The 22,713-nt window shown below is 66.8% G+C and carries 19 protein-coding genes; 11 read left to right on the top strand and 8 right to left on the bottom strand.

All coding sequences use genetic code 11. The features are described 5' to 3' along the window. The first annotated feature begins 267 nt into the window (after window positions 1–267). The 3 genes from ACFWPH_RS31210 (at window position 268) to ACFWPH_RS31200 (ending at window position 3,195) form a co-directional block, all read left to right on the top strand. Entirely contained in the window at window positions 268–1,953 is a 1,686-nt protein-coding gene (locus ACFWPH_RS31210; RefSeq protein WP_378755818.1) for a sodium:solute symporter family protein, read from the top strand. Further along, window positions 1,950–2,078, top strand: a complete 129-nt coding sequence (locus ACFWPH_RS31205; RefSeq protein WP_378755817.1) for a putative transporter small subunit — start codon at window positions 1,950–1,952, stop codon at window positions 2,076–2,078. Before ACFWPH_RS31210 ends, ACFWPH_RS31205 begins: the two co-directional genes overlap by 4 nt. Before the next feature lie 232 nt (window positions 2,079–2,310). Then, window positions 2,311–3,195, top strand: a complete 885-nt coding sequence (locus ACFWPH_RS31200; RefSeq protein ID WP_378755816.1) for an alpha/beta hydrolase — start codon at window positions 2,311–2,313, stop codon at window positions 3,193–3,195. A gap of 110 nt (window positions 3,196–3,305) precedes the next feature. Here ACFWPH_RS31200 and ACFWPH_RS31195 read toward each other — a convergent pair whose 3' ends face one another. Both ACFWPH_RS31195 and ACFWPH_RS31190 read right to left on the bottom strand, forming a co-directional pair. Continuing rightward, on the bottom strand, window positions 3,306–3,869 hold the full coding sequence (locus ACFWPH_RS31195; RefSeq protein WP_378755814.1) for a TetR/AcrR family transcriptional regulator: 564 nt from the start codon (window positions 3,867–3,869) through the stop codon (window positions 3,306–3,308). After that, entirely contained in the window at window positions 3,856–5,382 is a 1,527-nt protein-coding gene (locus ACFWPH_RS31190; RefSeq protein ID WP_378755813.1) for an MFS transporter, read from the bottom strand. The genes ACFWPH_RS31195 and ACFWPH_RS31190 overlap by 14 nt, the downstream gene beginning before the upstream one ends. 202 nt (window positions 5,383–5,584) lie before the next feature. Here ACFWPH_RS31190 and ACFWPH_RS31185 point away from each other — a divergent pair, with 202 nt between their 5' ends. Genes ACFWPH_RS31185 through ACFWPH_RS31170 form a run of 4 tightly spaced genes read left to right on the top strand, consistent with a single transcriptional unit; the run spans window position 5,585 to window position 10,684 of the window. Beyond that, window positions 5,585–7,258: a Mu transposase C-terminal domain-containing protein gene (locus tag ACFWPH_RS31185; protein ID WP_378755812.1), complete on the top strand. Its 1,674-nt coding sequence runs from the start codon at window positions 5,585–5,587 to the stop codon at window positions 7,256–7,258. After that, entirely contained in the window at window positions 7,252–8,166 is a 915-nt protein-coding gene (locus ACFWPH_RS31180; protein ID WP_378755811.1) for a TniB family NTP-binding protein, read from the top strand. Before ACFWPH_RS31185 ends, ACFWPH_RS31180 begins: the two co-directional genes overlap by 7 nt. Continuing rightward, window positions 8,163–9,548 carry a TniQ family protein gene (locus ACFWPH_RS31175; protein WP_378755810.1) on the top strand — a complete coding sequence of 462 codons (1,386 nt, stop codon included), beginning with the start codon at window positions 8,163–8,165 and terminating at the stop codon, window positions 9,546–9,548. The genes ACFWPH_RS31180 and ACFWPH_RS31175 overlap by 4 nt, the downstream gene beginning before the upstream one ends. Continuing rightward, window positions 9,545–10,684, top strand: a complete 1,140-nt coding sequence (locus ACFWPH_RS31170; RefSeq protein ID WP_378755809.1) for a TniQ family protein — start codon at window positions 9,545–9,547, stop codon at window positions 10,682–10,684. The genes ACFWPH_RS31175 and ACFWPH_RS31170 overlap by 4 nt, the downstream gene beginning before the upstream one ends. Here the strand turns inward: ACFWPH_RS31170 and ACFWPH_RS31165 are convergent. Further along, on the bottom strand, window positions 10,681–11,988 hold the full coding sequence (locus ACFWPH_RS31165) for a recombinase family protein (protein ID WP_378755808.1): 1,308 nt from the start codon (window positions 11,986–11,988) through the stop codon (window positions 10,681–10,683). The two genes, ACFWPH_RS31170 and ACFWPH_RS31165, sit on opposite strands and share 4 nt — an antisense overlap. A 283-nt stretch (window positions 11,989–12,271) precedes the next feature. Between ACFWPH_RS31165 and ACFWPH_RS31160 the strand changes: the two genes are divergently transcribed. Further along, entirely contained in the window at window positions 12,272–12,934 is a 663-nt protein-coding gene (locus ACFWPH_RS31160; protein ID WP_378755807.1) for a hypothetical protein, read from the top strand. 360 nt (window positions 12,935–13,294) lie between these two features. Here the strand turns inward: ACFWPH_RS31160 and ACFWPH_RS31155 are convergent, their stop codons facing one another. The 3 genes from ACFWPH_RS31155 to ACFWPH_RS31145 all read right to left on the bottom strand — a co-directional run bounded on the left by ACFWPH_RS31155 (window position 13,295) and on the right by ACFWPH_RS31145 (window position 16,210). After that, entirely contained in the window at window positions 13,295–14,122 is an 828-nt protein-coding gene (locus ACFWPH_RS31155; protein ID WP_378755806.1) for a class II aldolase/adducin family protein, read from the bottom strand. Between the two features lie 256 nt (window positions 14,123–14,378). Beyond that, complete coding sequence (locus ACFWPH_RS31150; RefSeq protein WP_378755876.1) at window positions 14,379–15,146, bottom strand: acyl-CoA thioesterase domain-containing protein; 768 nt, start codon at window positions 15,144–15,146, stop codon at window positions 14,379–14,381. 110 nt (window positions 15,147–15,256) lie between these two features. After that, window positions 15,257–16,210, bottom strand: a complete 954-nt coding sequence (locus tag ACFWPH_RS31145; protein ID WP_378755875.1) for an aldo/keto reductase — start codon at window positions 16,208–16,210, stop codon at window positions 15,257–15,259. Between the two features lie 141 nt (window positions 16,211–16,351). Between ACFWPH_RS31145 and ACFWPH_RS31140 the strand changes: the two genes are divergently transcribed. The 3 genes from ACFWPH_RS31140 (at window position 16,352) to ACFWPH_RS31130 (ending at window position 18,247) form a co-directional block, all read left to right on the top strand. Next, the gene (locus ACFWPH_RS31140; RefSeq protein WP_378755805.1) at window positions 16,352–16,951 is read left to right on the top strand and encodes a TetR family transcriptional regulator; all 600 of its coding nucleotides are present in this window, start codon (window positions 16,352–16,354) and stop codon (window positions 16,949–16,951) included. A 592-nt stretch (window positions 16,952–17,543) separates the two neighbouring features. Beyond that, window positions 17,544–17,834 carry a hypothetical protein gene (locus ACFWPH_RS31135; protein ID WP_378755804.1) on the top strand — a complete coding sequence of 97 codons (291 nt, stop codon included), beginning with the start codon at window positions 17,544–17,546 and terminating at the stop codon, window positions 17,832–17,834. Continuing rightward, entirely contained in the window at window positions 17,831–18,247 is a 417-nt protein-coding gene (locus tag ACFWPH_RS31130; protein ID WP_378755803.1) for a DNA-binding protein, read from the top strand. Before ACFWPH_RS31135 ends, ACFWPH_RS31130 begins: the two co-directional genes overlap by 4 nt. 31 nt (window positions 18,248–18,278) lie before the next feature. Here ACFWPH_RS31130 and ACFWPH_RS31125 read toward each other — a convergent pair whose 3' ends face one another. Then, window positions 18,279–21,290: a bifunctional [glutamine synthetase] adenylyltransferase/[glutamine synthetase]-adenylyl-L-tyrosine phosphorylase gene (locus ACFWPH_RS31125; RefSeq protein WP_378755802.1), complete on the bottom strand. Its 3,012-nt coding sequence runs from the start codon at window positions 21,288–21,290 to the stop codon at window positions 18,279–18,281. 61 nt (window positions 21,291–21,351) lie between these two features. Continuing rightward, a complete protein-coding gene (locus tag ACFWPH_RS31120) occupies window positions 21,352–22,689 on the bottom strand; it encodes a glutamine synthetase family protein (protein ID WP_378755801.1) in 1,338 nt (445 codons plus the stop codon). Between the last annotated feature and the right edge of the window lie 24 nt (window positions 22,690–22,713).

Below are 22,713 nucleotides of genomic sequence, written 5' to 3'. Positions count from 1 at the left end.
CTGACTCGGCTGCGCCTGCCACCGGACAGGCGGCAGCTCTGCGTCCGATATCCGATTGATTCCACCGGCCGACGATGCGCGCCGCCGAGCGGCGCGCATCGTGCGGTCAGCACACACCGCAGGAAAGGAGAGCTGTGGATTTCGCACAGCGCATGACCGGCCGGACCGGCCGCGTCGTTCCGCCCGATTGACGCGGCGTTCGAATCCGACTGTCCGCTCGTCCCGCTTCGCGGTGGGCCGAGTCCATGACGAGAAAGTGAGAACGCTGTGGGCGAGCTACAACGCCTATCGGGGCCCGTCGTGGTCCTGCTCATCCTGCTGTTCTTCGGTGGCAGCTTGTACATATCCATCCGGATCAGCAGGAAGAAGGAGAACGCCGACGGGTATATGACCGGTGGCGGCCGCATCGGATTCGGTATTTCCGCCGCCTCGATGACAGCCACGTGGATCTGGGCGTCATCGATGTACGCATCGGCCACCTCCGGCTACACCTACGGCATCTCCGGTCCCATCCATTACGGGTTATGGGGCGCGCTGATGATCCTGCTGATCTATCCGTTCGGGCGCCGGATCCGCCAGGTCGCACCGCGTGCGCACACCATCGCGGAGGTCATGTACGCCCGGCACGGCCGATCCAGCCAGCTCATGCTCGCCGGGTCGAATGTGATCGGCAGTTTGATCAGCCTGACCTCTAACCTGATCGCGGGCGGTGCGCTCATCGGCATGCTCACCCCGTTCACCTTCAGCCAGGGCATCGTGGCGATCGCGGCCGGGATTCTGCTGTACACGCTCTGGTCGGGGTTCCGCGCTTCGGTGCTGACCGACTTCGTCCAGGTGCTTGCCATGCTCGGCGCGGTCGTGATCATCATTCCGGTGGTCTTCTTCGCCGCGGGTGGCCCCGGCCTGTTCGAGACCGGAGCAGCCAACCTGACCCCGCAGCAGGGCGATTTCTTCTCCTCCGATGCGTTCTTCAACCAAGGCGCCCCCTATATCGCGGCGGTGCTGGCCTACGCCATCGGTAACCAGACGATCGCGCAGCGGCTGTTCGCGGTGCGGGAGGATTTGATCAAGAAGACGTTCGTCACCGCGACCGTCGGCTACGGCGCCACGATCATAGGGATCGGCATGCTCGGTGTCATCGCCCTGTACGCGGGCATCGAACCGATGGACGGCGATATCAACAACCTGATACCGCAGATGGCGGCGACGTATCTGAGCCCGCTGCTGCTGTGCCTGTTCTTCGTGATGATCATCGGTTCGCTCTCCTCGACGGCCGACGCCGACCTCACCGCGCTCGCGTCCATCACGATGGCCGATATCTACGGCCACAATGTGGCGGGGAAGAAACATGCCGATCCGCGCACGATGATCCTCATCGGCCGGATCACCATGATCGTCGCCATCGCGGCGGCGCTCTACTTCGCCGGTTCACAGCTGAACATCCTCGATCTGCTCGTTTTCGTGGGGGCGATGTGGGGAGCGCTGGTATTCCCGGTGATCGCGAGCTTCTACTGGAATCGGGTCACCAATCTCGCCTTCAGCGCGGCGGTGGTCCTGGGCCTGGCCGCGTTCATCCCCGTCCGTTTTTCCTGGGTGGACCTGTCGGGCGGTCTCGGCATCGTCTCCGATGTCTGGTCGACAATCGGTATCGGCGTCGTGCTCGGGCTGATGGCGTTCGGGTTCTTCGGCACCCGGGCGGCCCTCGTCGCGGGCACGGTCACGACCCTCGCGGCCGCGCCGTTCACCATCGGGTTCCTGCACACCTACCCCGTGCTGTCCGGGTCGCTGGTGGCCTATTCCGTGAGCACGGTGACCTGCGTTGTGCTGACCTTGCCGGCCAAACGTGAGTTCGATTTCGCGCTCATCAAACAGCGCACAGGCGATTTCGACGCCCCGCCGGTGGAAAAAACGCAGCCGGAAACGCTGGACCCGGCCGGAAAGGAAACCGTATGACCGCCCTGCTCACCCTGTATGTGCTGATCTGGCCGCTGATCGTCGCGGGCGTGCTGTTCGTCATCGTGCGCGCCTTCGTCCGGGAGTGGCGTGAGGCCAAAGCAGAAGGCCGCGACATCATCTAGTCCGGCCGGCGGACCAGCAGGCCGCGAGGAGCCGGCTGCTGCGGATCCGCGGAAACGACGAGCCCCTGCCCCGGGTGAACTAGGCTCGGCTGATCGAATTCGACCGCAGCCTGTGCACGGCGTTCATAGAGCCGGGACAGGGGCGCTGAGGGGCCGGGAACCGAGAGGGCGGAAACCTCCACCGGCGCCTCGGCTTCCGCGGACCGTATGTACCGGCTGTGAGGGAGGACCAGTGACCGGCGACCAGAGCATCCGCACCGAGCGCGGGAAATTCGACCATGCGGGTCACCGGCTCGCCCGCCGGTCCTGGCTGCCGGAGGCACCGGTACGCGGGGTGATCGTGCTCGTCCACGGGGTGGCCGAACATTCGGGTCGATACGACTACGTCGGCCGGACGCTGGCCGCGGCCGGGTTCGCGGTCCATGCCCTCGACCATGTGGGCCACGGCGAATCCGCACGGATCGGCGCGCCGGCCAATCTCGGTTCGATCGACGATGCCGCGGACAAGGTGGCGGCCCTGCTCGAGCTTGTCCGCGCCGAGAATCCCGGGGTGCCCGCGTTCGTGATCGGACATTCGATGGGCGCGCTGATCACCCTGTACCTGGCCACCCGGGCGCCGCTGAACGTCGCGGGTGTGGTGGTCTCGGCGCCGCCGCTGCTCATCGACGCCGGGAACCCGGTGCAGCGCCTGCTGGCGCCGGTACTCACCCGCCTCGCCCCGAATCTGGGTGTGCTGGCCTTGGATTCGTCGCAGATCAGCCGCGACCCGGACGTGGTCACCGCCTACGACAACGATCCGCTCGTCTTTCGCGGCAAACTGCCCGCCCGCACGGCCACCGAGATCCTGACCTCCGCCGGGCAGGTCCTCGACCGGCTGCCGCAGTTGCGCGTACCGGCCCTGGCGATGCACGGAACCGCCGATGCCATCGCCGCCCCGGCGAGTACCGACCGGATCGAACAACACGCAGGCACCACGGATCTCACGGTCCGCCGCTACGACGGCCTGTACCACGAGATCTTCAACGAACCCGAACGCGATCAGGTTCTTGCCGATGTCGTCACCTGGCTGACCGACCGGCTGCCCGAGGTCGGCGAACCGGCCGACGGAGGAGTGTGATCCGCAACCCCGGTGTGCGGGTCGTACACACGCGGGACGAGACGGTGCCGGGTTCGTGTACGCCGCGGCGGCCGAACTGCACCGCTACGTGTTGTCCGCTCGGGCAGAGGTCAGGGCTCCTCCGTCATTGCCAGTAGCTCCGCGCGCGCCGCGGCAAGATCCGCACCGGTCAAGTAGGGGCTGGACCGTGCGACCGCGAGTCCGTCCGCGGCGTATCGGATGATCAGAACACGCGCTCGGGGCAGACCGTCCGCGTCGAAAGCGGCGTTCAGCTTTTCGGCGTCCCGGGTGTACAGCGATTCGACCTCGGACAGGTTGCCGAGCGCGGCGCTCAATGCGATCGGGTCGAGAATGGTCCCGTAGAGGTCGCCGCCGCCGGTCATCGCACGGATATAGCCCCGGGTGAACTTTCCCGGCCTGTTCTCGGACAGGTCGATACGGGCGTGGACCTCGGCCCAGCAGCGGTCGATGGTGTGTTCGACCACCCCGGACAGCAGCTCCGCGCGGCTCGGAAAATGATGCCGGAGACCGCTTTGGGTCACGTTCGCGGCCTTCGCGATTGCGGCGAGACTGGCCTTGGATCCATGCTCGGCGAACAACTGCTCGGCCGCGTCGAGGATCGCCCGGCGCGTGCGTTCTTTGTCTCGCGTGGCAGCCGGTTCAGTGCGGGTCATCAGCTTTTCCCTCGACATTCCGTGGCGAGGGGATCACCCGCCAGGCCACTACCGCCGAGACGACGAGAAGCCCCGCGGCAAGCAACGATGTGGTTTGCACCGCGTCGGCGAACGCGGAGCGGGCATGCTCGACGACCGCCGTATCGGTGACGGTGTCGACTGTTACGGCGAGGGACTGCTCGGCCGCCGCCGCGTCGGCACCAGCGGTCCCCGCGGGCAGGTCGAGGTGCGAGCGGTACATCGCCAGATGGACCGAGCCGAGAACCGCGATCCCCAAGGCAACTCCGAGTTCGTAGGCGGTTTCCGCGATGGCCGATGCGGCGCCCGCGCGTTCTTTCGGTACTGCCGAGACCACCGCGTCCGTCGACAACGTCATCGCCACACCGACACCCAGCCCGACGACGACCAGTGCGATACCGAGTCCCCAATAGGTGGTCTGGGAGGTGGTCAGGCCGATCCCTGCCAGACCGATCGCTCCGACCCCCAGCCCCAGCCCGATCGCCCGTCCGGCACCCAGCCGCGCCGACAGCACGGCGACGAAAGCGATGACCGCCATCGACGCCAGAGTTGTCGGTAGTTCGGCCAGCCCGGCCTGCAACGGTCCGTACTGACGAACCAGTTGCAGATACTGGGAGAAGAAGAACAGCAGGCCCACGAACGCGAAGATCGCCAAACCGTTGGCGGCCACCGCGCCCGAGAACGCGGGCAGCCGGAACAGGCTGATATCGAGCAGTGGATCGGTGAGCTGCTTTTGGCGGCGTAGGAAAACCCATCCGGCGGCCAGGCCGAGCAGTACGCAGACCGGGATCGTCCAGTCCCATCCGCTGCCGACCCAATGCTTCACGGAATACACCAGGGGCACGATCGCCACGATCGACAGTAGGGAGGACAGCAGATCGATCGGAGTGGTGGCACTTCCGCGGGATTCGGGGATCAGAATCGGTCCCGCGATCAGGACCAGCGCCATGATGGGCAGGTTGATCAGGAATACCGAGCCCCACCAGAAGTTTTCGAGCAGCACCCCACCGACCAGGGGCCCCAGTGCCGCGCCGGCCGTCGCGCCCATCGACCAGAACGCGATCGCGGTGGTGCGTTGTTTCGGATCGGCGAACATCGCCCGGACGATCGACAATGTCGAGGGCATCAGCGTCGCCCCGGCCACGCCGAGGAGCACTCGTGCGGCGATGAGGGTTTCCGGATTCGGCGCGAACGCGGAGATCACCGAGGCGATACCGAACGCCGCCGACCCGATGAGCAACAGCCGTTTCCGGCCGATGCGGTCGGCCAGGTTGCCCATTGTGATGAGCAGGCCCGCCAGCACGAACGAGTAGATATCCCCGATCCACAGCAGCTGCGTGGCGGTAGGTGAGATATCGGCGGTCAATGCCGGCACCGCCAGGTAGAGCACGGTGGCATCGACGGCGAGCAGCGTGACGACCAGCACCAGCACGCCCAGTGCCGCCCATTCCCGGCGGCCGGCGCGGAGCGAGGTGTCCAGGGGTTCGGTAGTCACAGAACCACTGTAACCGCCCGAATAAGTTGTTGAAGCGCTCGAGTGAGCTTTTACACTCGAGGTGTCATTGTTCGAAGTCGTGTTCAGTGCTGACCTGCGGGTTCGGTTCCGGTTGAAGAGGACTTCGATCATCGGCGTGCCTCGAACTCGGGTTCAGTAGCGTGCTTTTCGCTCGTACTCGTCTTCAGTAAGGGATCGCGGGATGGTCGGGGATTCGTCGGTGGCTGATCGGGGTGTGTTGACCGCGCAGGAGGCGCGCTGGCAGGTGGCGGTGCGACGGGCGGAGGTGATCGGCGCTCTGGCGAGGTTGGATCGGGTGAGCGTGGCCGCTGCCGATGAGGCCGCCGTCGAGTTGGGGGTGACGCAGCGGCAGGTGTATGTGCTGGTGAAGCGGTGGCGGGCCGGTGAGGGGGTGGCGTCGGATCTGCTGCCGCGCCGGTCGTCGGGTGGTCGGGGTGGTGAGCGGTTGCCCGATGCGGTGGAGGAGATTGTGCGGACGGTGTTGCGGGCGCGGTATCTGACCCGGCAGCGGCGGTCGGTGGCGGTGATATGCCGGGAGATTGATCGGGAGTGCAAGGTGCGCGGGTTGCGGCCGCCGTCGCGGTCGGCGGTGCAGCGTCGGATCGGGAGGCTGGATCCGGTGAAGGCCGTGGCGGCGCGGGAGGGTCAGGGCGCGGCCCGGTCCCGCAGGCCCGTCGGCGGGATGGCGCCGCCGGTGACGGGGGTGTTGGAGCGGGTGCAGATCGATCACACTCCGGCGGATGTGATTGTGGTCGATGAGCATCACCGGTTGCCGATCGGGCGTCCGTATGTGACGGCGGCGATCGACGAGGCCACCAAGTGCGTGCCGGGGTTCGTGCTCACTTTGGAGGCGCCGTCGGCGACGTCGGTGGGACTGTGTTTGGCGCATATGGCGATCGTTAAACGCGCGTGGCTGGAGCGGATCGGTATTCAGGCGGTGTGGCCGATGAGCGGCAAACCGGCTCAGCTGTATACCGACAACGCGGCGGAGTTCAAGAGTGAGGCCCTGCGGCGGGGTTGTGACCAGCACGGCATCGCGATCGACTACCGGCCGCTTGGCGCCCCGCATTACGGCGGGATCGTGGAACGCCTGGTCGGGACGATGATGCGGATGGTCCACGAATTACCGGGTACGACGTTTTCCGACACTCGCGAGCGCGGCGACTACGACAGCGACGCGAAAGCCGTTCTCACCCTGGCCGAGTTGCAACGCTGGATGGCCCTATCCGTGGCTTGCTATCACGGTGAACCCCATGACGGTTTGGGTGGGCGGACCCCGGGCGGGATGTGGGCGGAAAAGGTGGCCGAGCAGGGTGCGCCGCCGACGGTGACGAACGAGACGGCATTTCTGGTCGATTTCCTGCCGGTGGAGCGCAGATCGTTGCGGCGCACCGGGTTTGTGCTCGATCACGTGCAGTACTACAGCGACGCTTTGAAGCCGTTGATCGCGCGGCGCGAGCAGTTGGGGAAGGTGGTATTGCGCCGCGACCCGCGCGATATCTCCCGGATCTGGGCACTGCATCCGGAAACCGGCGAATATCTGGAGGTACCGTACCGGACGTGGTCGCGGCCGGCGATCTCCCTGTGGGAGCAGCGGGCGGCGGTGGCCCGGTTGCGGGAGTTCGGTCGCGCCGAGATCGATGAGAACGCGCTGTTCGCGATGGTCGAGCAGATGCGCCACATCACCGAGAACGCGACCGCGACCAGCCGGCGAGCGCGACGCAACACCGAACGCCGCCGAGCGACCCCGGCACGCAGCCGTGCCCAGACCCTGCTACCAGCACCACCGCCACCGGCGGTGTCACCGGGTGCCCCTGTGGTGGTGGCGCCGTTCGAGGTGATCGAGCAATGGTGAGTATCGGAGAACCCCTCGACCTGTCGCATCTGCATCCGTCGGCGCAGCGACCGGCGATGCTGCCGGATGCCGAACGGATCCAGTACGTGCGGGCGGACCGGTGGATCGGCTACACCCGCGCGACCGAGGCGTTGGCCAGGCTGGAGGGCCTGCTGAGCATGCCTGGCAAGCAGCGGATGCCGAACCTGCTGATCATCGGCGCAACGAACAACGGCAAGTCGATGATCATCGAGAAATTCCGCCGCGGTCACCCGCCGGCCTCGCATGCCGATCGGGAAGAGATCCCGGTGCTGACCATGCAAATGCCCTCGGAGCCGTCGGTGTCGCGGTTCTATGTCGCGGTGCTGGCCGCCCTCGGCGCGCCGATCCGGCCGAGGGCACCGCGCCTGGCCGAGTTGGAACAGTTGGTGCTGCGCCTGTTGCGGACCTGCGGGGTGCGGGTGCTGGTGATCGACGAACTGCACAATGTGCTCGCCGGGCGGGGAGGCACGCGCCGGGAGTTTTTGAACGTGCTGCGGTTTCTGGGCAACGAGCTGCGGATTCCGCTGGTCGGTGTCGGTACCCGGGACGCCTATCTGGCGATCCGTTCCGATCCGCAGCTGGAGAACCGGTTCGCGCCGTTCACGTTGCCGCTGTGGGAGCCCGGCGACGAGGCGTGCGCGTTGCTGGCGAGTTTCGCGGCGTCGTTCCCGCTGCGGCAGTCGTCGGCGATCGCGACCGAGGAGATGGCGTCGTACCTGCTCACCCGGTGTGAGGGCACGATCGGGGAGCTGACCGCGCTGCTGTCGGACGCGGCGATCGCGGCGATCGAATCCGGGGAGGAGACGATCAACCAGCGCACCTTGCTGCTCGCGTCGTATGCGGGGCCGACCGAGCGGCGGCGGATGTTCGAACGCGAGCTGGCGTGAGCCCGGCGCCGCCGCGGCGCTGGCCGGTGCACCCGCGCCCGGGTGCGTTGGAGTCGCTGTCGTCGTGGCTGGACCGGCTCGCCCGCATCTACCAGGTGCCGGTGGCCGATCTGCTCGGCCCGAATCTCGGTGTGCTGGTCGGCATCCGCAATGTTCTCGACGAAGATCCGCCGCCGGCGGTGTTCACCGCGCTGGCCGAGCGCACCGGTGTGCCGGCGGGGCAGGTGCGGGCGATGACGCTGCCCGGGTGGGTGCCGTGGCTGTTCGACGCCTACCCGTTGACCGAACGCGACGCCACCGACGGGTTCTACACCTATGTCCGCCAGTATTCGGTGTTGCTGGCACCGGGAGAGGCGCCGCGTTTCGAGATGACCAGTCGCCGCCGCTGGCGGGGCCCTTGGATTCCGCAACGCCCGTTGCGGCGATCGTGCCCGCAGTGTTCGACCGGGCCCGACCCGGCCCGCGCGCTGGTCTGGCAGTTGCCGCTCACGGTGAGCTGCCTCGAACACCGCTGCCGGCTGGCGCCCGACACCGAGACCTTCGCAGCCGAGATCGCGGATCTGCCCCACAGGCAGGTTCCGGTCGGTGACCCAGTGGCGAGGCTGGACGGCTACACCCGTCAAGCCCTCCTCGATGCCTCGGTGGGGTTGCCGGGCCGCGCCGTGCACGCCGGGGTGTGGTTTCGGATGCTGCGTTGTCTGCTCGACGAACTCAGCCTCGCCGGTTCCAGTATTTCCCGCAGATCGCAGCAGCTTCTCAAGCAGATCTGGGACGCGACCGGTGAACCGGTGCGGGCCGGGATGGCGGTGTGGCAGCCGTACGAGAGTTTGGAATGGCCCATCCAGGAAAAGCTGCTGACCGCCGCCGCGACAGCCCTATCCCTGGCCGTCGACCGGCGCATCCAACCCCGGGGGACTCTGGCCGGGTTGCTGGCCGAACCGCGCCCGCTGCCCGTTTACGACGGCGACTCACCGTGGCCACCGGCACCCGACCCGGCCGAACGGGCCCGGCGGAAGGCCGTGCGGGCGATGAACGCCTGGTACGCGCGGGCCCGCATCGATGCCGACGCCGCCCGCTCGATGCTGCGGCTGCTGACCGAGTTCGATGCGACACCGGCGCACGCCACCCGGCACCGCGACGTGCTGATCGGTGAAGGCATCCCCGCGCGATTCCTGCGCGACGATCTGCTGAGGTACCCCGGCCGGCGCACCCCCGAGGAAACTGAAACCCTGCTGGTGGCCGAAGGGTTCGATCCCGGCGAGGTGGCCTATGCGCTGGACCGGTGCGTCGACGAGACGATAGCGCTGTGGGACGTGCCCGAGGTGGGCGTGCTGATCGACAACGACGAACTCAGCCAGATCCGCACCCGCCTGGAGTTGTGAGGGTGCCCCGGTGGCCGATACACCCGCAACCGGGCCCGATCGAATCGTTGTCGTCGTGGGTCGGTCGGCTCGCCACGGTCTACCAGCTGCCGGTGAAAGTGCTGTTGGCGGACCTGTGCGCCGATTCCGGGCTGAACATGCGCCTGGTCACCACGAACTTTCCGCCGCCGGCGCTGCTGGACGCGCTCGCCGACCGCACCGGCGTCCCGGTGCCCCGGCTGGCGACGATGACCCTGTCCGGATGGGTGCCGTGGCTGTTCGAGAAACTGTGGCCGCGCGATTTCGAGCAGCAACAGCTGTTCGACAACTACGTGGGGCGCCACTCGGTGCTGCTGCTGCCCGGCACCATCGACCGCGACATCGCCCGCCGCGCCAAATCCCGATGGGACGCGCCCTGGCTGCCCTACCCGCGCAGACCCCAGACCTGCCCGGTCTGCGCCACCGACCCGGACTCCGGCCGCGCCCTGGTATGGGATCTGCCACTGATGCTCAGCTGCGTCGAGCACCGCTGCCGCCTCGAACGCATCGCCGCGGTCGCCAATGGTGACGCCCCGGTGGTCACTGTGGACGAGACAGTCACCACGATGGACGGCTACACCCACCAAGCACTCACCACCGGACTGGTGCGACTACCAGGCCGCACCGTGCACGCCGGGGTGTGGTTTCGGCTGCTGCGATGCCTGCTCGAAGAACTCTGCGTGTCCCGCCTGGCGTGCAGCGCCCGCACGGGCGCGGTCCTGGAAGCCATCTGGGACACGATCGACCTTCCGATGCACGGCCGGCTCACGATGCTGGAGCCGTATGAGTGCTTGGACTCCGAGGACGCCGAGACACTGCTGCGTGGTGCCGCATCGGCGCTGGCTCTGGCCGCCGAGCGGTCCATTCCGGCGGTCGGGGAACTCGGATCCGCGCTCGCCCCAGTGCCCTACCGGCCCGCGCTGCCCGGAGATCCCCCGGTGCGACGCTACGCGCCGTCGCGGCGCGATCTGCTGAATCCGCCCCGCTGGTGGCCCGCCGCACCGGTGCGGGCCGGGCCACCACGGGACTGGTCGCAGGTCGCTCGACGTTATGCGCTCGAGCGGGGGTTCCCGGCGTGGGTCTTCGGTGGGCTCACCGACGAACCCGGATTCGACTAGTTGTCGGGGTGATCCGGGCAGACCGGCCCGGCGTCGGTGCTTCGCCAGCGGCGCACCGCCAGCCAGCGCCGGACCAGTGCCGGGATGTCGCCGGTGTCGCGGAGTTCGGTGGCGTAGACGCCGGTGAGCAAGGGGCCGCCGTAGTCGCAGGCCGCGCACTCGATGTCGGCGATCGGGACGTCGCGGGGTCGGCACCGGTGGCAGTGGCGGGCCTCGATGAGGCCGCCGTCGTCGGCCGGTTCGAGCCAGACGACCTTGATGTCTTCGAGGAGTCGTCCGCGTTCGGAGGTCTCGTGGGCGGTGTAGCCGCAGGTGTCGTTCGGGCAGACCGTGGGTGGTTCGGGCAGGTTCATGCGAGCGGTCTGCTTGAGCCGCCACACCAGATTCGGCCGCTCGCGAGCGAACTCGCGTGTGCTGGTGCCGGCTTCGGCGTGTTCGCTGGCGGTGTTGTCGTCGGCCGCGGGTAGAGGCGGGATCGGATCCGGTTCGGGTGCGAGGCCACCGAGATCGAACAGGCCGTTCGGCGCCGCCTCCGCCATCACTGCGCTGGTACCGCCCGGGGAAACAGGTCGCCCGTCAACGGGGTCACCGGCGGGGACGCCGAGGGTTTGCGGTGTGGTGGTGGCGGTTTCGGTGATGGTCGGCACGACATCGGGCGCAGGGTCTGCCGTGTCGATCACGGTGGTGGTCGGTGCGCTGGTTGTTTGGGGTGGGTCGGCGGGTCCGGAGTGGGGTCGGGTGCCGATGCTGTTCTTGTCGAGGTGGCCGTAGAGGGTGCCGCGTTTGACGCCGAGGATGTCGGCGATCTGCTGCACTGTGTGGCGGCCCTCGTCATAGAGCCGTTGGGCCTGTTCGACCTGGTGGGCGGTGAGTTTCGGACGGCGGCCGCCTGTGCGGCCGCGTGCGCGGGCGGCGTCGAGGCCGTCGCGGGTGTTGGCCAGTATCAGTTCCCGCTGCAACTCCGCCAGCACGCTGAGCATGCCGAACATGGCGCGACCTTCGGCGGAGTCGGTGTCGATGCCCTGCTCGACAACCTTCAACCCGATACCGCGCTCCCGCAGATCGGCGCCGAGGGTGATCAGGTGCAGCACCGACCGGCCGAGCCGGTCGAGGCGGGTGATGACGATCGTGTCGCCGCGGCGCGCGAGCGTGAGGACGAGATCGAGTTTCGGTCGCGAAGCCTTCGCGCCACTGGCAGTATCGATATGGACATCGGCCGGTTCGACGCCGGCGCGACGCAAAGCGTCGATCTGGTGGGCAGGGTTCTGTTCGGCGGTCGACACCCGCCCGTAGCCGATCAACATGATGTCGAAAATAGCCGAAATCGGGTTTGCCGACATTGTTTTCCGACACGGGTTCCCGACACTCACGTCCTGGGGTTTCCTCCGCTCACCCCCGGTTGTCGGCAAACGATCGTTTTCCGACAACCGTCGAATCCGGCACACCCACCACTCAACCAGGTTTCCGGCGACACACCATCATCAATCTGAACCCCACTACAGACCACGGCAAATCATTGTTTGAAACCTGAATTAAAACGATGCACACTGCTTCTTGTCGCACCGGAGCACATCAAGGAGTGGGTACGTGGCAGTCCGGTTCAAGCTCGGATACTTCTCACCAGTGACCGACGACCTGCTGAAGCGCGAGCATGTCGGTTACTTCCCGAGAATGACAGAAGAAGAGGCATGGACCTCAGGCCGAGGAGTATGGAAGGCCAACAAAGAACGCCTATCCCGCGAACAGTTCGCGTTGATCATCGGTGACGGCCGGGTTCGCGCCGTAGGCGAGATCACCGGGGTCTCCGTCCACGATGACCGGATCGCCGTCGACGGCCAGGCGCTCGCCGAGGGCCATCCGGTGCGGGATGCGTGGATCGGGCGACCCGATCCCATAGTGAACGCTTCGAATCATCCGGTCGGCTACTGCGATCTGCCCGAAGAAGCGCAGTTCCGGGAGCGGCCCTGCGGGTGCGGGTGCGGTGAGATATCGACCCGGGATTTCCTGCCCGGCCACGACGTGCGCGCCTTCCAGGACCGCGTCCGCCGGATGTTCGCCGGCTCGGCGCTGGATTTCATCCGGTGGGTCGACCGAATGGGCGCCGAACACGGTCTTCCGCTCCTGCCCGTGCGCAATCCAGCGGCGCGGCAACCCGACGGACGTCCGGGTCCGTCGTTGGAACCCTACGACCAGCTGCTGAGCAAACCACAGACACTGGCACCGAGCCGGAGATCGGGGATGGGACGATGACCGCCGACATCGAATGCGCGGCCTGCGACTGCTGCGGCCCACTGCTGACCGGCGACTAGGCCACCGAGCTACTCGCGGCCAGCGAACTCCCGGACCTAGTCCGGCGCTGGTGTGCCGGGACCACCCCACGAGATGTAACCGGCTGTCCCGCAGACAGAGAACACGCGGGCGAGCGTCCCTAGAGGCCCGGGGCTCTGCCCGGTCCACCTACGCCCGCCCGTGTCCGGTCACCGCGTCTCGAAACCGAATGCCGTGGTGCCCGCGTACGAGAAACGGTGTCGAAATCTCGCGCTCTGGGGGACATGACTGAATTCTGCGTTCTGTGTGGATTCCGCGGTGTCTAGAGTGCCCCCGGCACAGTCAGTGGGGAATACGGTTCGAGTCCGCTTCGGTCAGCTGAGCCCACATCGGCTGGGCCTGAAACCAGCCCGAGAAGTGCCCTCCGGTCTGCTCGCGGACTTTCAGAGCCGACTCACGGTCGATCGGTTTCGGCGTGCCAGCCGCCATAGCCAGCAGCTGCGCTTGGCATGCGCGGTCCATCGACACGAACCACCACACAGCCTCGGCCACCGACTTGCCGACCGTGATCAGGCCGTGGTTCTGCAGAATCGCGGCCTTGTGATCCCCGAGCGATTCGGCGATGCGCTTGCCCTCCTCGACGTCGTTGGCGACGCCGCCGAACTCCGCGTACAGGCCGTGGTCTTCGAAGAATGCACACGCGTCCGGCGTGAGCGGGTCCAACGGAATCCCGAGTGTGGAGAAGGCCTTGCCGTGTAGCGAGTGTGCATGAGCGGAAGCCACGGCGTCCGGCCGGGCGCGGTGCACCTCGGCGTGGATAACGAAGGCCGGGCGGTTCACGTGGAAGCGCCCTTCCACGACATTGCCGTCATGATCGCAACGAACCAGGTCCGAAGCCTTGATCCGAGAGAATTCCATGCCGAACGGGTTGACCCAGAAAGTATCCGGTTCCCCGGGGTCCCGGACCGTGATGTGCCCGGTCACGCGCTCGGAGAACCCGAGACGGCCGAAAATCCTGAACCCATCGGCCAATTGTTCCTTGCGATACTCTCGCTCGGCGTCGATCGAGTCGAAAGTCGGTGGCAACGGGAAAGGCAGTTCCTGGCCGGGGGCCCCGTCCGCCATGGCAGCGTGCTCGCGCGGTCTGGAATGGGTTACGGTACTGGTCATTGAATGAATTCCCCTTCTTTGTGAAACAGTTGCGTAGGCCCGAGTGTCCGGGCCCTAGAGCCCCATAGCTGCAGGTCGTGCGATGCCGACGTAGACGGCACTCCGGCCGGACATGCCGATACCGCGCACTTCCTGACAGCTTTGGGACTCAGGGCCGCGCGGGAGCGTCCCCCTGAAGTTGGCGGGCCGAACCCGTGAGTGATGTGACGCAGGCGGGCTGCTGTGCCCCCTGCCTTACTGCGGCCGACAGCTCAGCTCAAATCGTGCCCGCAGTTACCGGCCGCGCCGCGGCGGCTGCGGCCACGTCGAGCTGGCGGCGGGTGTTGGACAGCGCGGTGATCATGCATGACCCCAGCGGTCCGGTGCGGTCGTAGAGGGTTGCGGCACCGACCGCGATGCCGTCACTGGACGCGTGGTCGCGGGCCTGCAGGCCCAGCTCTGGCCCTTGCGGCAGCCGAGACAAGGTCATGGTGACGTCGGTGTTGATGTAGCCGACACCCTCAGTCCCCCAGTTACACATGAGATTAGTGAAATCGGCGACAACGGCCGAACGCTCGAATGCGGTGATGGGCATCCCATCGACCAGGGGAGGGATGTTGTTCCACACAGTCTTGCGGTGCGGGTTCAAACCGGAGGTGAAACTGTGCGTCCAGTCACCGGACCCGGATTTGAACAGGGGCATCGAGCCTTCCAGGTGGTCGAGACGGGCATCGGGGACAGGTAAGTCCGGGGCAGGGCGCCAGATCTGCCCGGGCGGCTCGGCGGAAACAACCAGATATTGGGCGGTCGCGCGGGCACGTATCCGGTCTCGTTGGAGGATCTGCGCGTCGGCCACCCGGATGCGGTTGCCGTCCCGGACGATCACGCTGCGCAGTTCGATCGGTTCGTCGAGTACCGGGCTGAACATGTCGACGGTGAACCGGGCCGGCACGAACTCCGGTCCTGGACTGCACGTCTCCAGCCCGTGCGCCAACAACCCACAGACCGAGGTTCCTGACAACTGAGTAGGAGTCCACGCGCTCAAGGACTTGCGGCTCGCGATGTACCGATCGTTCTCGCGGCTGAAGAACGCGGTCGTGACGTCGTCCCCGCCGCCTGTGACGAGCGTGTCGACGTGACCGGGCCGACCGTCTTCTACAGCCATGGCGAGGGGGTCCCACGGTCGCCGTGGCCGCCATCGGGAACGATCGCGGCGATGCGCGCGAGGTCCTCATCGGTGAGCACGACATCTCCGGCAGCGACGTTCTGCGCGACACGATCCCGATTCCGCGAGCCCGGGATCGGCACAATGAAATCGCGCTGCGCAAGAGTCCAGGCCAGCGCCAGCTGCGAGACGGTGACGCCCTTGGTGGCGGCCAGTTCAGCGAGCTGGCCGACGATGCTCGCGTTGGCATCGTAATTCTCGGCGTTCCACCAGTCCATGAAGGTACGGAAGTCGCCCCGGTCGTACTCGCGCGCCGGTTTCGCCGCGCCGGTAAGGAATCCGCGCGCCAGAGGTGAATAGGCGACGAATCCGATGCCGAGCTCGTCCAACAACCGAAACAAGGGTTCGGCGTCAGGAGCGAAGATCGAATACTCGGTCTGCAGCACCGAGATCGGGTGCACCGCGTGGGCGCGACGGATCGCCTCGGGCGTCGCTTCCGACAGGCCGAGGTACTTCACCTTGCCGGCATCGACGAATTCGGCCATGGTGCCGACAACGTCCTCGATTGGCACGTTCGGGTCGAGCCGGTGCTGGTAGAGCAGGTCGATGCTGTCGCTTCCCAGGTGACGCAGGCTGGCCTCGACCACCTCACGAATATGCTCGGGGCGCGAGTCGGTGCCGAAGTCGGGCGTGAACCCGAACTTGGTGGCAATCACCACCTCATCACGAAACGGTGCCACCGCCCGGCCGAGGAGCTTCTCCCCCTCGCCCCAGCCATACATCTCAGCGGTGTCGAAGAAGGTCACTCCGAGATCGTGCGCCTGGCGGATCGCGGCGACCGATTCCGTGTCGTCGCTGGCCCCGTAGCCGACCACGGTGCCCATCGACCCGTAGCCGATCGCCGACACTTTCAGTCCTTGCGTCCCCAATGTCCTGTGCTGCACATACCCTCCCATTCTCAAACCAAACGGTTCGGTGTGAATGTATTTCACTTTCGCGAGACTGTCAAACCGAACCGTTTGGCGTGCTACAACCTTCATGCTGAGCGCAGCAAACCAAACAGTTCCGATTGGTAGGATGACTTAATGCCGGACTCGTTTCGTACCGATTCGACCCGTGACCGCATCGTCGAAGCGGCCACGGCCGAGTTCGCGCGGTACGGAATCGCCGGTGCGCGCATCGATCGCATCGCGAAATCAGCCCGGACCAGCAAGGAGCGGGTCTACGCTTACTTCCGAAGCAAGGAAGAGCTTTACGGGTTCGTCGCCGCCCGTGAGCTCGACGCGGTCGCCGCAGCGACGCAATTGGATCCCGCCGATCTGCCCGGCTACGCCGGACGGGTCCACGACTACTTCGTCGCCAACCCTGACAACCGACGGATCATGCGTTGGGGAGAACTCGAATTCGCCGGCACCGACGCCGCCGCCCGGGACACAGCCCGACACAAGACCGCGAAGCTCCGCCGCGCACAACAAGAAGGGCTGCTCGATCCCTCATGGGACCCGCTCGACGTCCTGGTGTTCGTCAGCCAACTCGCGGCGGCCTGGGCCGACCAACCCGGTCTGCCTTCATCTGAAGGCGCACGCAAACAATTCCTGGCGGACCGTCGCGCGGCCATCGTCGCTGCCGTCGAACGACTGTTCCCCGCCACAGATCGCATCGGGCAAACCCGAGGTCAGCCATAGCAGGCGACGGGGCGGTGAGCGCAGCGGCGAGTAGGTTACGGGGGTAGCCGTCGAGGTGCGCGAGCCCGAGACAGCGAACGAGGGCATCGACCTCGGCAGCCGCCCGGTGCACTGGGCGGCTGCCGAGGCGGTGCACCAGGCCGTAGACGTACCGCCGCCGGCCGACGGTGGTCGCGGCCCAGTTCTTCATCGCCATCGTGTTCGTACGGAACCGATTGAGTGGACTGTGGGTGAAGTCGGTGCCGTACACTTCGGCCACCTCGCCGCTGTCCATCCGCCACGGCCCGACCAAGGCGCCGTCCTGGCGGATGCGGAATCCCTTGATCTCGACCACGAGCCTTCCCAGGCCTGGGGCTAAGACAGCGCCTCACACATCTGGAACACCTTTCCTCCCAGTTCAGAGCTGCGAACCAACCTCTACACCACTGAGCAGGACTCCGAAAATCACAGAAGGCGACTTCGAAAACTGACACGAGGAACGCGCCGCAATCCAATGATCCGATCGATCAGGTTTTCGCCGATGTCACCACCCGGCTGACCGGCCGCCTCCCGGAGCCCACAAAATTCCTACTTCGAGTAGTAAAGTGGAGGCATGACGGCAGCACATGCGGAATATTCCCCCGGCGACGGCCCCGCCTCGAAAATCAGCGTGTCACTACGCGCTGGGAATGTTCGAGCGATCCGAGAGCGGGTCGGCGCACGCGGCTTTTCTGCATACGTCGATGCCGCGGTCGAACGTCAGATCGAACGGGACCTCCTCGAAGAGGCGCTGCTGGCCAACGAAGAACACGCGGGATCCGCGACTGCAGACTTTCGCGATGAAGCCGCTGCCTTTTTCCGTGCGCTCAAGGCAGATCCGGATCTGCGCCCGGAGGGCACATGACACGCCGGTCGAGCCGTCTGAGCGCCGGAACGCTGGTACTGGATTGCGAGGGACTGTCCAAATGGGTTGGCGCCGACCCACGAGTAACGGCCTACGTCCGTGAGGCGCAAGACAACGATCTGCGCGTCATTGTCAGTGCCCTCACCCCCATCGAAGCGTTCGACGTGCGATCGAACAGCAGCCGACTGCGCTGGCATCTATCCCGCCTGCGGATCGAGCCGGTGACCGACGAGATCTCGTTCCACGCCATGGAACTGCTGCGTACGGCAGGCTTACACGGCCACAAATATGCCATCGACGCGGTAGTGGCCGCCACTGCCCTCCGCGCAGTGAAACCCGTTGCCATCCTCACCTCGGATGTCGACGATATGGTGCAGCTCTGCGGTAAGCGGGTACGCGCACTCGGGGTATGAGTCGGGCCGGTGCCAGGAGACCACACGCGGGTCAGACGCCGAAGACTCGTTCCACCACCCCGCGTGCCCGGCGAGTGACCCGCAGATAGTTGTCCAGGAACTCCCCGCCGTCGTCGCTCGGCCAGCCGGCCACCCGCGCCACCGCCGACAGGGTGCGGCCCGGCGCGGGCAGTTGGTCACTGGGTTTCCCGCGTACCAGCACCAGGGCGTTGCGGGCCGCGGTGGCGGTGAGCCAGGACTGCCGGAGCAGATCGGTGTCCTCGGTGCCGAGCAGTTCGTGGCCCCCGATGACGTCCAGCGCTTCGAGGGTGGAGGTGTTGTGCAGTTCCGGGACCTCGTGCGCATACCGCAACTGCAGCAGTTGCACCGTCCATTCGATATCGGCGAGCCCGCCACGACCCAGTTTGGTGTGGGTGGCGGGGTCGGCGCCGCGGGGTAGCCGTTCGGAATCCACCCGGGCCTTGATCCGCCGGATCTCGCGCACGGCGTCGGCCGAGACACCGCCGGCCGGGTAGCGCACCGGATCGATCGTGTGCAGGAATCGCAGCCCGAGGTCTTGATCCCCGGACACCTGGTGGGCCCGCAGCAGCGCCTGCACTTCCCAGGGCTGCGCCCATTGGCGGTAGTAGGCCTCGTAGGCGGCGAGCGTGCGCACCAGCGGGCCGCTACGGCCCTCGGGACGTAGGCCGGCGTCGACCTGCAGCGGCGGGTCGGTACTGGGTGCGCCGAGCAGTTTCTGTACCTGTTCGGCGATACCGTTGGCCCATTTCACCGCGACATGCTCGTCCTCGCCCGGCCGGGGTTCGCAGACGAACAGCACATCGGCATCCGATCCGTAGCCCAATTCCATCCCGCCGAGCCGGCCCATTCCGATCACCGCGAAATCCGCGGGCGCGGGGGCACCACGTTCGGCAACACCGGCCCGGATCACCGCCCGCAGCGACGCCTCGAGCACCGCCACCCATACCTCGGACAGCGCGGCGCAGACCTGCGGTACATCGAGCAACCCGAGCAGATCCGCGGAGGCCACCCGGGCCAGTTCGTGCCGGCGCAGCGACCGGGCGGTCGCCACGGCACGTTTGGGGTCGTCGTAGCGGTCGGCGGCGGTGAGGATACTGCGCGCCACATCCGCCGGCTTGGTGCGCAGCAGCAGTGGGCCCTCGGGGCCGTCGGCGAACATCCGGATGGTTTCGGGAGCATTGATGAGCAGATCGGGCAGGTACGCCGAGGAACCCAGAATCATCATCAGCCGCTGGCCCACCGCGCCTTCGTCGCGCAGCACCCGCAGATACCAGTCCTGGTCGTTCAGGCCTTCCGACACCCGCCGGTAGGCGAGCAGGCCGGCATCGGGGTCGGGGGTATCGCCGAGCCAGGCCAGCAGGGTCGGCAGCAGCAGGGCCTGGATCCGGCCCTTCCGGGAGATACCGCTGGTGAGGGCACGTAGATGGCCCAGAGCATGTTCCGGGTCGGCATACCCGAGCGCGGCGAGCTGACGGACGGCGGCGTCGGGGCTGAGTCGCAGTGCGGCCGATTCGATACTGGCCACCGATTCCAGCAGCGGACGGTAGAAGAGTTTGGTGTGCAGGCGCCGGATCCGGCTGGTGTTGCGGCGCAACTCCACCTGCAGGACACCGGCGGCATCGCGTTTACCGTCGGGCCGGATATGCGCGGCCCGGGCCAGCCAGCGCATACCTTCCTCGTCGTCGGCGGCGGGCAGGGTGTGGGTGCGTTTGAGCCGCTGCAGTTGCAGCCGGTGCTCCAGCAACCGCAGGAACTCGTAGGAGGCGGTGAGGTTGGCAGCGTCCTCGCGACCCACATAGCCCCGCGCGGCCAGCGCGGCCAGCGCTTCCACGGTGCCCTGCACATGCAGTTTCGGGTCGACCCGGCCGTGCACGAGCTGCAGGAGCTGCACCGCGAATTCGACATCGCGCAGGCTGCCGCTGCCCAGTTTCAGTTCCCGCTCCCGCAGGTCCTCGGGCACCAGGTCCTCCACGCGGCGCCGCATGGCCTGCACATCGGGAACGAAATCCGGGCGTTCGGAGGCGGTCCACACCATTGCTTCGGTGGCCGCGCGGTACTGCTGCCCCAGCTCCAGATCGCCGGTCATCGGCCGCGCCTTGAGCAGTGCCTGGAACTCCCAGGTCCGCGCCCAGCGCTGGTAATAGGCCAGATGTGATTCCAGCGTGCGCACCAGGGCGCCGGCCTTGCCCTCGGGCCGCAGCGCCGCGTCCACCTCGAAGAACGCGGAACTGCCGACGGTCATCATCTCCGCGGCGAGGCGGGTGGCGGTGGCGTCGGCGGGTTCGGCGACGAACACGATATCGACATCGCTGACGTAGTTGAGTTCGCAGGCCCCGCTTTTCCCCATGGCGATAACGGCCAGCCGCACCGGACACGGTTCGTCGCGGCAGACCCGCGCCACCGCCACCGCGAGCGCGGTGGTGAGCGCCGCGTCGGCGAGCGCGGTGAGCTGGCGCCCCACGACCTCGTACGGGATGACCGGTTCGTCCTCCACGGTCGCGGCCAGATCGACGGCGGCCAGCAGCATGAGCTGATCGCGGTAGCGTTTGCGCAGCGCGGCCACCACTTCGGGCCCGGATTCGGTGGCGCGGAACACCATCGGTGCGGCGTTGGGCCCGGTTTCCGGTTCGGCGCCGACCACCGCGAGCAGATCGGCGATCACTTCGTCCCGGTCGGGCAGTTCCTCGCGGCGCAGTATCGTCCAGGCCTGCGGATCGGCGACCAGGTGATCACCGAAGGCGGTGGAGGAACCGATGAGCGCGAACAGCCTGCCTCGCAGTGTCGTCTCGGCGCGGATCGCGGAATCCAAACCGTCCCAGTCGCTTCCGAGGGATTCGCGGATCCGGATCAGGGTGTTGAGCGCAAGATCGGCGTCCGGTGCGCGCGACAGCGCCCACAGCACGGCGATGCTCTCGACATTGTCCCAGCCGAGGGTTGTCAGCGATTCGGCGGCCGTCGGCTCGAGCAATCCGAGCCGGCCGGCGCGGGGGACGGCGGACCGGGCGGACGGGGGGCGGACCATAAGCCAAAGTTAACCCGTTCGCGGCGGGAAGTGTGCCGGACCCCCGCCCGCCGCCGCGTTGTTACAGCCCGAGGTACTCCTGCAGTTCGAACGGGGTCACCTGGGTCCGGTAGTCCGCCCATTCACGGCGCTTGTTGCGCAGGAAGAAATCGAAGACGTGCTCGCCCAGCGTTTCGGCGACCAGTTCCGACCGTTCCATCGCCTTGAGCGCCTCGTCCAGGGTGCCGGGCAGTTCCTTGAAGCCCATGGCACGCCGTTCCGCCGCGGTGAGCGACCAGACGTCGTCCTCGGCTTCCGACGGCAGTTCGTAGCCCTTCTCGACCCCCCGCAGGCCGGCGGCCAGGAGGACGGCGAAAGTGAGATAAGGGTTGCAGGCCGAATCGGGGCTACGGATCTCGACCCGCCGTGACGAGGCCTTGTTCGGCGTGTACATCGGCACCCGGACCAGCGCGGACCGGTTGGACCGGCCCCACGAGGCCGCCGTCGGCGCTTCGCCGCCGTGGATGAGGCGCTTGTAGGAGTTCACCCACTGGTTGGTGACGGCGCTGATCTCGTGCGCGTGTTCGAGAATGCCCGCGATGAAGGCCCGCGCGGTGCCCGAGAGGTTATCCGGATCGTCGGGGTCGGCGAACGCGTTCGCTTCCCCTTCGAACAGGCTCATATGCGTATGCATGGCCGACCCGGGGTGCTGGGAGAACGGTTTGGGCATGAACGTCGCGCGCACGCCCTCGTCGATGGCGACTTCCTTGATCAGGTAGCGGAAGGTCATCACGTTATCGGCCATCGACAGCGCGTCGGCGTAGCGCAGATCGATCTCCTGCTGGCCGGGCGCGCCTTCGTGGTGGCTGAACTCCACCGAGATACCCATGGATTCGAGCGCGTCGATGGCGTGGCGTCGGAAGTTCGGGGCGGAATCGTGCACGGCCTGATCGAAGAACCCGCCGGTATCGGCGGGGACGGGCGGAAGCCCGTCGGCCTGGTTCTTCAACAGGAAGAATTCGATCTCCGGATGCACGTAGCAGTTGAACCCGACATCACCGGCCTTGTTCAGCTGCCGCCGCAGGACGTGGCGCGGATCGGCCCACGACGGCGAACCGTCGGGCATGGTGATATCGCAGAACATCCGGGCGGAATGCTGATGCCCTTTGCTGGAAGACCACGGCAGCACCTGGAAGGTGGACGGATCGGGCCGGGCCACCATATCGGCCTCGGAGATCCGGGCGAACCCTTCGATGGCCGATCCGTCGAATCCGATGCCCTCTTCGAAGGCCCCTTCGAGCTCGGCGGGTGCGATGGCGACGGACTTCAGATAGCCCAGCACATCGGTGAACCAGAGACGTACGAATCGGATGTCCCGCTCTTCGAGCGTCCGCAGCACGAATTCCTTCTGGCGATCCATGTCCGCGAGCGTAAGCATCTGGCG

The organism is Nocardia sp. NPDC058499, assembly GCF_042719915.1.
Taxonomy (GTDB): Bacteria; Actinomycetota; Actinomycetes; order Mycobacteriales; family Mycobacteriaceae; genus Nocardia.
This window is presented reverse-complemented; position numbering and strand designations above follow the sequence as displayed.

What these genes read in the sequence shown, in the direction of transcription:
- ACFWPH_RS31205 (WP_378755817.1), top strand. Translation starts at nt 1,950, where the DNA reads ATGACCGCCCTGCTCACCCTGTATGTGCTGATCTGGCCGCTGATCGTC.
- ACFWPH_RS31195 (WP_378755814.1), bottom strand. Translation starts at nt 3,869, where the DNA reads ATGACCCGCACTGAACCGGCTGCCACGCGAGACAAAGAACGCACGCGC.
- ACFWPH_RS31185 (WP_378755812.1), top strand. Translation starts at nt 5,585, where the DNA reads ATGGTCGGGGATTCGTCGGTGGCTGATCGGGGTGTGTTGACCGCGCAG.
- ACFWPH_RS31180 (WP_378755811.1), top strand. Translation starts at nt 7,252, where the DNA reads ATGGTGAGTATCGGAGAACCCCTCGACCTGTCGCATCTGCATCCGTCG.
- ACFWPH_RS31165 (WP_378755808.1), bottom strand. Translation starts at nt 11,988, where the DNA reads ATGTTGATCGGCTACGGGCGGGTGTCGACCGCCGAACAGAACCCTGCC.
- ACFWPH_RS31155 (WP_378755806.1), bottom strand. Translation starts at nt 14,122, where the DNA reads ATGACCAGTACCGTAACCCATTCCAGACCGCGCGAGCACGCTGCCATG.
- ACFWPH_RS31140 (WP_378755805.1), top strand. Translation starts at nt 16,352, where the DNA reads ATGCCGGACTCGTTTCGTACCGATTCGACCCGTGACCGCATCGTCGAA.
- ACFWPH_RS31135 (WP_378755804.1), top strand. Translation starts at nt 17,544, where the DNA reads ATGACGGCAGCACATGCGGAATATTCCCCCGGCGACGGCCCCGCCTCG.
- ACFWPH_RS31130 (WP_378755803.1), top strand. Translation starts at nt 17,831, where the DNA reads ATGACACGCCGGTCGAGCCGTCTGAGCGCCGGAACGCTGGTACTGGAT.
- ACFWPH_RS31125 (WP_378755802.1), bottom strand. Translation starts at nt 21,290, where the DNA reads ATGGTCCGCCCCCCGTCCGCCCGGTCCGCCGTCCCCCGCGCCGGCCGG.
- ACFWPH_RS31120 (WP_378755801.1), bottom strand. Translation starts at nt 22,689, where the DNA reads ATGGATCGCCAGAAGGAATTCGTGCTGCGGACGCTCGAAGAGCGGGAC.